Annotated in this window: 10 protein-coding genes and 1 pseudogene; 3 read left to right on the top strand and 8 right to left on the bottom strand. The window is 67.9% G+C overall.

Annotated elements, in window-relative coordinates; translation table 11 throughout:
• Window positions 1–154, bottom strand: a pseudogene (locus tag RZ84_RS40000) (IS256 family transposase); the annotation flags it as partial.
• 202 nt (window positions 155–356) lie between these two features.
• On the opposite strand from RZ84_RS40000, the gene RZ84_RS31205 reads away from it, so the two are divergent.
• The 3 genes from RZ84_RS31205 to RZ84_RS31195 are packed head-to-tail and all read left to right on the top strand — an operon-like array spanning window position 357 to window position 4,056.
• Complete coding sequence (locus RZ84_RS31205) at window positions 357–911, top strand: hypothetical protein (protein WP_043267699.1); 555 nt, start codon at window positions 357–359, stop codon at window positions 909–911.
• Window positions 908–2,908 (top strand): GMC oxidoreductase, encoded by a 2,001-nt coding sequence (locus RZ84_RS31200; RefSeq protein ID WP_052230284.1) that lies wholly within the window; start codon window positions 908–910, stop codon window positions 2,906–2,908. The genes RZ84_RS31205 and RZ84_RS31200 overlap by 4 nt, the downstream gene beginning before the upstream one ends.
• Window positions 2,905–4,056, top strand: a complete 1,152-nt coding sequence (locus RZ84_RS31195; protein WP_052230283.1) for a ferritin-like domain-containing protein — start codon at window positions 2,905–2,907, stop codon at window positions 4,054–4,056. The genes RZ84_RS31200 and RZ84_RS31195 overlap by 4 nt, the downstream gene beginning before the upstream one ends.
• A 559-nt stretch (window positions 4,057–4,615) precedes the next feature.
• Here RZ84_RS31195 and RZ84_RS38490 read toward each other — a convergent pair.
• From RZ84_RS38490 to RZ84_RS37420, 7 genes are all read right to left on the bottom strand, one after another.
• Window positions 4,616–4,885 carry a hypothetical protein gene (locus RZ84_RS38490; protein ID WP_241777950.1) on the bottom strand — a complete coding sequence of 90 codons (270 nt, stop codon included), beginning with the start codon at window positions 4,883–4,885 and terminating at the stop codon, window positions 4,616–4,618.
• 2 nt (window positions 4,886–4,887) lie between these two features.
• Window positions 4,888–5,841, bottom strand: coding sequence for an alpha/beta hydrolase (locus RZ84_RS31185; protein WP_052230282.1), 954 nt, complete (start codon window positions 5,839–5,841; stop codon window positions 4,888–4,890).
• A gap of 147 nt (window positions 5,842–5,988) precedes the next feature.
• The gene (locus RZ84_RS31180) at window positions 5,989–6,267 is read right to left on the bottom strand and encodes a hypothetical protein (protein WP_052230281.1); all 279 of its coding nucleotides are present in this window, start codon (window positions 6,265–6,267) and stop codon (window positions 5,989–5,991) included.
• A 464-nt stretch (window positions 6,268–6,731) separates the two neighbouring features.
• The gene (kdpC, locus tag RZ84_RS31175) at window positions 6,732–7,400 is read right to left on the bottom strand and encodes a potassium-transporting ATPase subunit KdpC (protein WP_052230280.1); all 669 of its coding nucleotides are present in this window, start codon (window positions 7,398–7,400) and stop codon (window positions 6,732–6,734) included.
• Between the two features lie 50 nt (window positions 7,401–7,450).
• Window positions 7,451–9,580: a potassium-transporting ATPase subunit KdpB gene (kdpB, locus tag RZ84_RS31170; RefSeq protein WP_043267697.1), complete on the bottom strand. Its 2,130-nt coding sequence runs from the start codon at window positions 9,578–9,580 to the stop codon at window positions 7,451–7,453.
• Window positions 9,580–11,244, bottom strand: coding sequence for a potassium-transporting ATPase subunit KdpA (gene kdpA / locus RZ84_RS31165; protein ID WP_043267695.1), 1,665 nt, complete (start codon window positions 11,242–11,244; stop codon window positions 9,580–9,582). The genes kdpB and kdpA overlap by 1 nt, the downstream gene beginning before the upstream one ends.
• The gene (locus RZ84_RS37420; protein ID WP_107068200.1) at window positions 11,241–11,345 is read right to left on the bottom strand and encodes a potassium-transporting ATPase subunit F; all 105 of its coding nucleotides are present in this window, start codon (window positions 11,343–11,345) and stop codon (window positions 11,241–11,243) included. The genes kdpA and RZ84_RS37420 overlap by 4 nt, the downstream gene beginning before the upstream one ends.
• Between the last annotated feature and the right edge of the window lie 217 nt (window positions 11,346–11,562).

Genomic DNA, 11,562 nt, shown 5'->3' with positions numbered 1-11,562 from the left:
GGCGGGGCCCCCCTGCCACTGAGCCGTCAGGCCATGTCGCCGTCACCGGCGGAAGCCCGGCGGAGCTGCCCAGGAACTGCTCCAGCGCGGGCATGAAGTCCCCCAAGGACAGGCCACGCAGATAGCGCAGCGGCAGCACCTCGCTGTTTTTGGGACCGACAACAGTCCCACGCATGCCGGGAGCCACGAAGGACCCGGGTACGCCGGCCCTCGTCGTGCCTGGCCACTGCGCGCCCGGTCCCGGGAGAAGCGGCAACGACGCCTCATGGCGAGTGACGGGATATTTCGTTGGCATAGTCGTATGGTGGCCACGCTCGGTAATTGCACTACGACGCAGAGTGAAGGAGAGGTGTTGTATGTCGGACTACGCGAACAGCGTGCTGAGCGAAGAGCAGTTCGTGGAGATGTCCGTACCCCTGACGGGCTTCCACCCTGAGGACCTCTATGCCACTGGCATGGTGGAGAAGTACCGGGACACGCTGGTCGAGCGGATCGGTCCGGGGCGTGCCATCGATCTCTACACCCACTACGAATCCGTGGGCAAGGAAACGACGGCTCTCGGGCGCGAGTTTTACATCCCGGACCCCCCGCCCTGGCCCCAAGACGTGCTGCTGGCCGACGCGGCACGGGCCGTCGTCAAGATGTGGTATGTCGGTGCCTGGTACGGCCTGACCTCGTCGGCCGGAGAGGCGAAGCTCCGCGAAGAGCAGAACGCCTATGCCGATGTCGTCCCGGCCCTGCCCAACGTCGCGTTCATGGTCTCCCCCGACGCCTATGTCAACGGCCTGGTGTGGAAGCTCTCCGGCGGCCACCCGCCGGGTGCAAAGCCCACCGGTTACGGCAGTTGGAGCGCGGAGCCCGCACCGATCCCCGCCACCCCCACCGGACCGTACGAGGAGGCCGGCCAATGACCGCCGATCGGTACGAGCGCGACCGCGTCCGCTATCACGCCGTTATCGTGGGCGGCGGTGTCTTCGGCAGCCTGGTGGCCAAGCGTCTGTCCGAGAACGGGTGGAAGGTCTTGGTCCTGGAGGCCGGGACCGGCTCCGCCGCCACCTGGGAGGGCTACACGGCCGCGGTCGATGACTTCCGCTCCGCGCTGAGCAAGTCACCGAATTCGCCCTACCTGGCGAACCCCGCTGCCCCGTCCCCGGACAACACGCACCCGCTCGACTACTTCGTCCAGAAATCGGCGCCGGAGTCGCTGTACGCCAGCGACTATCTGCGCACGCTGGGCGGGACCACCCTGCACTGGGAGGGCGTCGTCCCGCGCATGTACGAGAAGGACTTCCTCACCAAAGCCAACTACGGCGTGGGCGAGGACTGGCCGCTGGCGCGGAAGGATCCGGGCGGTAAGGACCTCAGCCAGAAGACGTTGGACATGCTCAACAAGTACTACGCCGAGGCCGAGGCCGAGCTCGGGGTGGCCGGGGACGCCACGCAGGTGCGCGAGAGCGGGGTGATGGCACCCAAGTACACGTACCCGATGAAGCAGATCCCGCAGAGTTACCTCGACGAGCAGGTCCGCAAGGCGCTGGCCAAGAAGGAGCTCATGGAGATCAAGTTCGGCCCGAAGGATGACACCGTCCAGCCCAATTTGGTCCCGGCGCCCCAGGCCCGTAACAGCAGCCCTACCCCCAACTACCGCAAGGGTAAAGGCTACCGGCCGGTCGGCGCGGTCGGCATCCCCAACTACGGGGAGCGGTGCCAGGGCAATTCCAGCTGCATTCCGATCTGTCCGGTCCAGGCGAAGTACACGCCACTGCGCACCCAGTCGCAGTTCAAGCCGGACCTGGTGACCGTCGCCACCCGCAGCGTGGTCTCCCGCGTCCTCTTCAACGATCCCCACGACAAGACGCGCCCCAACAACGGCCGGGCGACCGGGGTGGAGTACAAGACCTACGACGACCCCCGATCGCGCGCGTTCAGCACGCATTACGTCGAGGCCGACATCGTCGTCCTCGCCGCGCACGCCATCGAGAACGCCAAGCTGCTGCTCGCCTCGCACGTCGACAACAAGCACATCGGCTCGTATCTGATGGACCATCCCCTGCTGTACGCAAAGGCGTTGATGCCCGACACCAAAGGCGTCGGGGGAAACATCGGCCCGCATCGCGGCCCGCCCGTCACCTCCTTCATCAACGAATTCCGCGACGGCGCATGGCGCTCCACGTTCTCGCCCTTCCGGGCCGCGGTCTTCAACTGGGGATGGGGCGGCATGCCCGATTCCTTCTCCCACGAGGTGCGCGCTCTCGTGGATGAGGGATACCTGCCCCTCGTCGACGAGAAGCCCGGAACGCCGCTGAGCGGCCGCGCCCTGCGGAAGCGGCTGGCCGATCACCTTCCGCGCCAGTTCCAGATGGAATTCCTGCTGGAACAACCCGCCGATGCCAGGAACAAGGTGAAGATCGACCACAAGTACCGCGACAGCCTCGGCAATTTCCGGCCCGTCATCACCTACGGCATCGACCCCGACCCCGCGAAACCCTATGTGGTCGACGGGGCGCACCAGGCCCTGGCGGTGGCCCGGAAGGTGTTCAAGGCGCTAGGCGCGAAGGAGTACGGCAGCAAGGTGGAGAACCCGGGCCGAAAGCCGGGCGACGAGGCGGTGATCCGCCGCTTCAAGGACGGCGCCTTCTACTACGACATCATCGGCGCGCGGCACGGCGCGGGCACCCACAAAATGGGCTTGAGCGCCGAGGACTCGGTCGTGGATGAGTTCCAGCGCAGCCACGACCACCCCAACCTGTACGCGATCGGCTGCGGGTCCATGCCGGCGATCGGCACCGCGAACCCGACGCTGACCGGCGCCGCCATGGCGCTGCGCAGCGCCGACCAGATCCACAGCGATCTGCTGGACATCCACAACACCCTCTACACGGCAGTGAAGCGGAAGGCCGGCCAATGACCGATCCCTGGGTCTACGACCGCAACGAACTCACACAGAAGAAGGCCACGAAGAAGGGGCTGTTGAAACTCCTCCAGGCCGCGCTGAAACTGGAACTCACCACCGTACCGCTGTATCTGACCGGCATGTACACCATCAAGCCGGGCACGAACCGGGAAGCGTTCCTCACCATGCGCTCGGTCGTGATGGAAGAGATGCTGCATATGGCGCTGGTCTCGAACCTGATCAACGCGCTCGGTGGGCAACCCGTCCTCGACGACCCGCGGTACCTCCCCAGCTATCCGGGGCAGATGCCGTACGGCTACTTCGACCCGGCCAAGAGCGACGGGAACATCGCTCTCCTCGGGTACTCGTCGGCTGCGTTGCAGTTGTTCGTCAACATCGAGAGCCCTCCCTGGGACAAGCCGGCCCTGGACAACAAGGGTTGGCGCACCATCGGGCAGTTCTACGGCCTCATCAGCAACTGGCTGGAGGAACTGCAAGAAAAGGACGAGGAACTCTTCAACGGAAACCCGTCACGACAGTTGACCCCGGAGCACTTCTACAACTCGGGCGGCGAGGTCGTGGAAGTCCACGACTACAAGAGCGCGTGCACCGCGATCGAGGTCGTCGTGGAGGAGGGCGAAGGGCTCGACGGCAGCTTCTTCACCAGCGACGACAAGCTGTTCAACGAAGAGCGGCAGGAGGCCCACTACTTCCGCTTCATGGAGATCCTGTACGAACACCGCTACGGCCCGTACGACAAGGTCCGTGACATCCCCAGTGGAGCGTCGATGGACATCGACTGGAAGAGCGCCTACCGCATCGACGGAACCAAGCCGGTCGACAGGGAGCAGCTGAGCCACGAAGCCGTTGCCCGCTTGGACACCTTCGACCTCACGTACACGAAGCTGCTCCTACAGATCCACAAGGCGGTCAACGGGGCGCCGGATTCCATGAAGAACGCCATCCCCACCATGCTGGACCTGCGCTATCAGGCCGAGGAGATCTTCCGCATCCCGCGCCAGGACGCGTGGGACACCAACGGTCGGCCCCTGAGCCTGCACCCCTCCTTCACCGTGACCACGGATCTCATCAAGCAAGTCCGTGATTCCGACACCAAGCTCGGCGTCGTCGACAGTGAGATCGTCGCGCCGGTCAAGCACTGATCCCGGCGCCTCCCGACGGCCCGCCGATTTCCGGGGGGCCGTCAACGGGGGAACGAGCGCGTGATCTGGTGCCGTCGGTGGTCCGTGGGGTCCTCGTCACGTGGGCACCACGGACCACCTGTTCAGGTCGTGCCGGCTCACCCTGCACAGAGCGGCACACCAGGCAGCGGTGCGTCATTGTTCCCGCCTCGAACCAATACGTCTGAAATCCAGTCGTCTCGTCGATCAGGGAGGAGCCGTTGTCGGTGCTGCGGTCGTCGTTCACTACGCCGAGCACGGACGTGCCTTCCCGGCCGGTGCCGCGAACACCGGTCTTGCTCGGTGACCTATCGATCAGTCACCCGGGAAGGCACGTCTTCCCCGAGCCGATCCACAGGTCTTGAGCATTACTCAGGTCCAGGTGCTGCGGCAGATCGTCGTAGGGCTTGGGCCTGTGGGCCGGGCCGGCGGCCCTGTCCGTGTTGGTGGAGGCGCTCCAGCAGGCGGCAGGCGTCGTCTCCGGTGGCGAGGATCCTGATCTCGGGCCGGGTGGGGTCTTGCCCAGACGGACCGGACGGCCCTAGCGGCGCCCCCACTCCTCGTCGACCAAGCCGACCAGCGGATGTCCCGCCGTGCGGGCGACTTCCTCCAGCGCGGCGCGGACCTCCGTGGTGACCAGTTCCAGTCGTCGGGTCAGGGCACCCACCGCGGCCAGGACGTGGGTGGAATCGGTGCGCTGCGTGGTCCGTTCGCGTACGAGTCCGGCCTCCGTCAGGCGGGCGAGCGCCAGGTCGAGGAGACGGCCGGCGCGATCGTCCCGGGTGAGGCGCTCGCGGAAGTCGGCCGGCACGCTCAGACGCAGAGGCTGAGGAGGTCGGCCAGGTGCGGAAACCGCAAGGTGATCCCAAGGTGGCTGGAGTCGAGGTGATGAACGCGGAAGCGGTTGTGCGGGGTCAGCCGGTCGGCGTCGGCGATCATCCGGACTTGCAGGGGCGGGGTGATCAGGCGGTCGCGGTCCAGGCGGATGTACGTGCGCGGGACGGTTCCCCAACTGGCAGGATGGCCACGTGCGTCTTCGAAGCTGACGGTGGCGCTCTCGTCGGGCTGCTGGAAGTAGTTGAGGGCGACCAGCAGTTCGCGGTCGGTGGCCTCCGCCATGGCCGCGGCCCGGTAGGCATCCAGGAAGGTGCGGTCGGCGGTGCGCCAGTTGTTGCGGGTGATCCGGCTGCGTTCAGGGTCCCCCAGCCCTGGGGGTATCGGGTAGCGCCGGTAGTCGCGGTTCTCGGGGGCATCGATGCAGTCGAACGCGGTGGCCAGAGCACCAGTGCAGCAGACCGCGTCGACGTAGACCAGATGATGCAGCAACTGCGGTACGGCGTTGGCGACACGGTGCATGACCGCCCCGCCCAGGCTGTGCGCCACCAGGACGACAGGGCCGTGATGGTGGATGCGGTTGACGGTCTCGATGACGGGCTCGGCGTAGTCGTCCAAGGTCGCGTCCGCCAGTCGAGACGGTTCCGTGGCATACGCCCCCAGGCGCTGGGGCGCCTGGTACGCAGTCGACAATTCGGCCTGGACGCCGTGCCCGGGCAACTGCGCTGCGATACTCCGATGGCCCCGCAGGGCGAGCTCCCTGACGAGAGGGGACCAGAAGAACTCGGTGCTGCTGTTGCCGTGGATGAGGACGAACGTGGGCGCGCGGCTGGGACTGGCGGCCTGCGCAGTGGGCGCAGCCATCGTGGCAGCGACGGCTGCGCCCAGGACGGAAGTGCGGCGCAGGAACATTCGGCGGGACCCGGTGGTCATGTGCTGCTGCTCCTTGTGGCGAGTTCGAACAGGGTGGTCGGCTCGTGTGTGCGGGCCGTCCAGGTCGAGACCAGGATCCGTACCGAAGCGGACGGCAACGTCATCGAGGGCACACCGGATGACCCGGGCCATGGTGAGGGTGTCGAACTATCGGAATTCGCCATGGTCCCGGCCATGTCGGCGGATCGCTTCCACACTGGTCACGGTTGCGCTGTCGGGCGACGCGTAGCGGTGCGTTCCGTCAGTGGAGCGGGCACCCGCGATGATCTCTCCAAGTGCCGCCAGACCGCGGGGATTTTCGCGGACGAACTCCACGCAAGCCTCCAGGTAGGCGTGCAGTGCGTCGGTCGCGGTGGGTGCGGCGTCGGGCCGGGCCTGAACGTACGAGGCACCGGGGGTGTACACCTCGCGCACGACCTCGTTCATCAACTCGATCCGGTTAACGCCTCAGCGGCCTGCCACCGACCGAGGAACCGCCCTCACCACGACCACCAACCGCCTCCAGACTTTCCCGGACCAGCACGGCATCCCCCGGTCGAAGTCCTTTCAAACCCTTGGCAGTTGGCCTCGAACCGCCCAAGATTCCCGAGAGGGTCACGTTGGGGTTCGGCTCGCCATCGTCGTCGGGTGCGGCGGTGGTCAGGGCGCGGCCGATGGCGTCAGAAGGCATCGATCACGACGGCGCGGCGTTCGTAAGGGCTGGAGAGGCGGCTGAAGGCGTTCTGCCGGGGGTGGGTGCCCCGGTCGCGGCGCGCAGGATCCAGCCGGGTGCGGGCTCTCGGAAGAGGACTTCCCTCGGACGGATCCCGGTGCGGGGTGCGGTACGAACTCAGCGGTCACGAGCCTTATGGGCGCGGTCATTTCCGCTCGGTCCTGATCCTTCGAGACCGTCAGCCCCGCACGGGCCTGAGGCCGGGGGCGGCCGGTTGCCCCGGCCCGGCCAGGGCGTGGTTCAGCTCGACGACGTTGGCATAGGGCTGGCCCAAAAAGCCCAGGACGCGCCCGTGGATGTGGTGGGCGACCAGCTGCCTGACCTGGGCGGGGGCCAGGTGGCGGGCCTTGGCGACGCGGTTGACCTGCTGGTACGCGAAGGCCGGGGAGATCGCCGGGTCGAGGCCCGAGCCACTGGCGGTGACGGCGTCCGCGGGGACCGAGGCCGGCCGGACGCCGTCGAGGGCGGCGACGGCGGCGCGGCGGGCCCGTACGGTCGCGGTGAGCTCGGGGTTGGTCGGGCCGAGGTTGGAGGCGCCGGAGTGGGTGGGGTCGTAGCCCCCGGCGGAGGGGCGGGGCTGGAACCAGGCCGGGTCGGGTCGCGGGGCCTCGTTCGGGTCGTGGGGGTTCTGCTTCGGCAGGGTGAAGTTCTGGCCGATCAAGCGGGAGGCGACCGGTCGGCCGTGCGCCGTCAGCGTCGAGCCGTCGGTCTGGTCGGGGAATCCGGCCCGGGCGATGCCGGTGACCAGCAGCGGATAGGCGATGCCGGTGAGGACGGTGAAGACGAGCAGCATACGCAGGGCTGCCAGGTGGTGGCGTAGCGCGGCAGGGAGGGTGGGGTGCGCCATGGTTGCCTTCTCCTGTCGTGGGGCGCCGGTGGGTCCTCCTCGTCCGCAGGTCAGCGCAGGCCGGGGAGGAACTGGATGACCAGGTCGAGGAGTTTGATGCCGAGGAAGGGCAGGACGAGGCCGCCGAGTCCGTAGAGCCAGATGTTGCGGCTGAGGAGTCCGGCGGCGGAGGACGGGCGGTAGCGCACCCCGCGCAGGGCGAGCGGGATCAACGCCACGATGATCAGTGCGTTGAAGACGATCGCGGAGGCGATCGCCGATGTCGGGCTGTGCAGGCGCATGATGTTGAGCCGATCCAGGCCCGGATAGACCCCGGCGAACATCGCGGGGATGATCGCGAAGTACTTGGCGACGTCGTTGGCGATGGAGAAGGTCGTCAACGCCCCTCGGGTGATGAGGAGTTGCTTGCCGATCTCGACGATCTCGATGAGCTTGGTCGGGTTGGAGTCGAGGTCGACCATGTTCCCGGCCTCTTTGGCGGCGGAGGTTCCGGTGTTCATGGCGACGCCGACGTCCGCCTGGGCGAGGGCCGGGGCGTCGTTGGTTCCGTCGCCGGTCATCGCGACGAGCTTGCCGCCCTCCTGCTCGCGGCGGATCAGCGCCATCTTGTCCTCGGGCGCGGCCTCGGCGAGGAAGTCGTCCACGCCCGCCTCCTGGGCGATGGCGCGGGCGGTGAGCGGGTTGTCGCCGGTGATCATGATGGTTCTGATGCCCATCCGCCGCAGTTCGTCGAAGCGTTCGCGCATGCCTTTCTTGACGATGTCCTTGAGGTGGATGACGCCGAGCACGCGGGCGTCGGGCGTACCGCCGTGCCGGGTGATCCGGCCGACGACCAGCGGGGTTCCGCCGCTGGCGGAGATGCCGTCGACGACGTGCCCGATGTCCTCGGTGGGATGCCCGCCGTTCTCGCGGACCCAGCGCATCACCGCGGTCGCCGCTCCCTTGCGCAGCGAGCGGTGTTCCCCGGGGGCGTGGAGGTCGACGCCGCTCATCCGGCTCTGGGCGGTGAACGGGACGAACGTGGCTCCGTCCAGTTCGCCCTCGCTCCGGCCGCGCAGTGCGTACTGCTGCTTGGCGAGGACGACGATCGAACGGCCCTCGGGGGTCTCGTCGGCGATGGAGGACAGCTGGGCGGCGTCGGCGAGTTCCTCGACGCCGACCCCGTGCACCGGCAGGAATTCGGCGGCCTGGCGGTTGCCCAGGGTGATGGTGCCGGTCTTGTCGAGCAGCAGGGTGTTGACGTCCCCGGCTGCTTCGACGGCCCGTCCGGACATCGCCAGGACGTTGCGCTGGACGAGCCGGTCCATGCCGGCGATGCCGATCGCGGAGAGCAGGGCGCCGATCGTGGTGGGGATGAGGGCCACGACGAGGGCGACGAGGACGACAAGAGGCTGCTCGGCGCCCGCGAAGACGGCGAAGGGCTGCAGGGTCACCACCGCCGTCAGGAAGATGATGGTGAGCGAGGCGAGCAGGATGTTGAGCGCGATCTCGTTCGGCGTCTTCTGCCGGGCGGCCCCTTCGACGAGGGCGATCATCCGGTCGATGAAGGTCTCTCCCGGCTTCGAGGTGATCTTGACGACGATCCGGTCCGAGAGCACCTTCGTGCCGCCCGTGACCGCCGAACGGTCGCCGCCGGACTCGCGGATCACCGGTGCCGACTCGCCCGTGATGGCCGATTCGTCGACGCTCGCGATGCCTTCGACGACGTCGCCGTCGCCCGGGACGGTCTGTCCGGCCTCGACGACCACGTGGTCTCCGAGCCGCAGGTCGACCCCCGGTACTTCCTCCTCCACGGCGTCGGTCGTGCCTGGTTGCCAGCCGACGAGGCGCCGGGCCGTCACCGTGGTCTTGGTGCGGCGCAGGGTCTCCGCCTGGGCCTTGCCGCGGCCTTCCGCCACCGCTTCCGCCAGGTTGGCGAAGACGGCTGTCAGCCACAGCCATGCGGTGATGATCCAGGCGAAGACGCTGGGCGTCCTGAGAGCCGACAGCGTGGTCAGGACCGCCCCGACCTCCACGACGAACATGACCGGGTTGTGGACCATCGTGCGCGGATTCAGCTTGCGCAGGGCGTCGGGGAGGGACCTCACCAGCTGCTTGGGATCCAGCAGCCCGCCCGAGACCCGGTGCGGCCGGTGGCCGGCGCCCGGCGGGAGGGGGGACGGCGCGGCGGTCGTGGACATCAGCGCAGCCCCTCCGCGAGCGGCCCCAGCGCCAGCGCGGGGAAGTACGTCAGACCGACGACGATCAGGATCACGCCGGTCAGCAGGCCGACGAACTGCGGCCGGTGGGTGGGCAGGGTGCCGGCGGTGACCGGGACCGGCTGCTGCCCGGCGAGGGAGCCGGCCAGCGCCAGGACGAACACCATCGGCAGGAACCGGCCCAGGAGCATGACGACACCGAGGGCGGTGTTGTACCAGACGGTGTCGGCGCTCAGACCGGCGAACGCGGAGCCGTTGTTGTTGGCGGTCGACGCCAGCGCGTACAGGACCTCGGAGAAACCGTGTGCGCCGGGGTTGAGCATGGCTGCCCGCTCGCCGGGGGATGCCATGGCCAGCCCGGCGCCGATCAGGACGAGGGCGGGGGTGGTCAGGATGTAGAGCGAGGCGAACTTCATCTCCCGGCCGCGCAGTTTCTTGCCCAGGTACTCCGGGGTGCGGCCCACCATCAGCCCGGCGACGAAAACCGCGACGATCGCCAGGATCAGCATCCCGTAGAGGCCGGAACCGGTGCCGCCCGGTGCGATCTCCCCCAGCATCATGTTGACGATGGTCATTCCGCCGCCGCCCGGAGTGTACGAGTCGTGGGCGGAGTTGACCGCTCCGCACGAGGTGAGGGTGGTGGCCGCCGCGAATAGCGCCGAGGACCAGATCCCGAACCGGGTCTCCTTGCCCTCCATCATCGCGCCGGCCGCCTGTCCTGCCGAACTGCCCACGCGGTGCAGCTCGTTGGCGGTGACGATGGCGACCGAGGCGGCCCAGATCAGCGCCATCACGGCCACGATCGCGTACCCCTGGCGGTGGTCGCCGACCATCGCGCCGAAGGTCCGCGGCAGTGAGAACGAGATCACCAGCAGCAGGTAGATCTCGATCAGGTTGGTGAGGGCGTTGGGGTTCTCGAAGGGGTGCGCGGAGTTCGCGTTGTAGAAGCCGCCGCCGTTGGTGCCCAGTTCCTTGATGGCCTCTTGGGAGGCGACCGGTCCGCCGGTCAGCGTCTGGTGGCCGCCGGCGAGGGTGGTGATGTCGTGGGCGCCGTGGAGGTTCTGGATGACGCCGGCGGCCACCAGGACGATCGCGAAGACGAAGGCGAGGGGCAGCAGCACGCGCAGTACGATCCGGGTCAGGTCCACCCAGAAGTTCCCGACGCATTCGGTCTTCTTCCGGGTGAAGCCGCGGATCAGCGCGGTCACGACGGCGATGCCCACGGCCGCGGAGACGAAGTTCTGCACCGCCAGGCCCGCCATCTGCACCAGGTGACCCATCGCCGACTCGCCGGAGTACACCTGCCAGTTGGTGTTGGTGACGAAGGACGCCGCGGTGTTGAACGCGAGATCCGCCGGGATCGGCCTGGTGCCCAGGGAGAGCAGAAGGTGGTTCTGCAACCGCAGGAACGCGTACAGGAACAGCACCGACACCGCGGCGAAGGCCAGGACACTGCGGAGGTAGACCGGCCACCGCTGGTCGGCGTCCCCGTTCACCCCGCCCGCGCGGTAGACCAGGCGCTCGATCCGCCAGTGGTGATCACCGGTCAGGACGCGCGCCATGTAGTCGCCCAGGGGACGGAACGAAAGTCCCAGTGCCGCCACCAGGACGCTCATCTGGAGCCAGCCGGCGAGGGTGTCGTTCATCCGGCTGCTTCCTGGAACTTCTCGGGGAAGACCAGGCAGAGGACGAGATGGCCCACGAGACCGGCGGCGACGACCAGCCCGACGATGTTCTCCACGCTCACAGGCGTCTGACCCCCTTGGCGACCAGACCGACGAGCGCGAACACCACGATCGTGAGGCCGACGTAGACAACGTCCGACATGCGTGCGGCACCCCCGCAGAGTCATCAAGGGCGGGAACGTCCACCACGCCCGGTTGGATGGGGATCGAACATTTCTGACGCTATATCAGCCAAGAGGCAGGGCTGCCTGTTGCGCCGCTGGGCGATGGAGTGACGGC

Source organism: Streptomyces sp. CT34 (assembly GCF_000805335.1).
Classification (GTDB): domain Bacteria; phylum Actinomycetota; class Actinomycetes; order Streptomycetales; family Streptomycetaceae; genus Streptomyces.
This window is presented reverse-complemented; position numbering and strand designations above follow the sequence as displayed.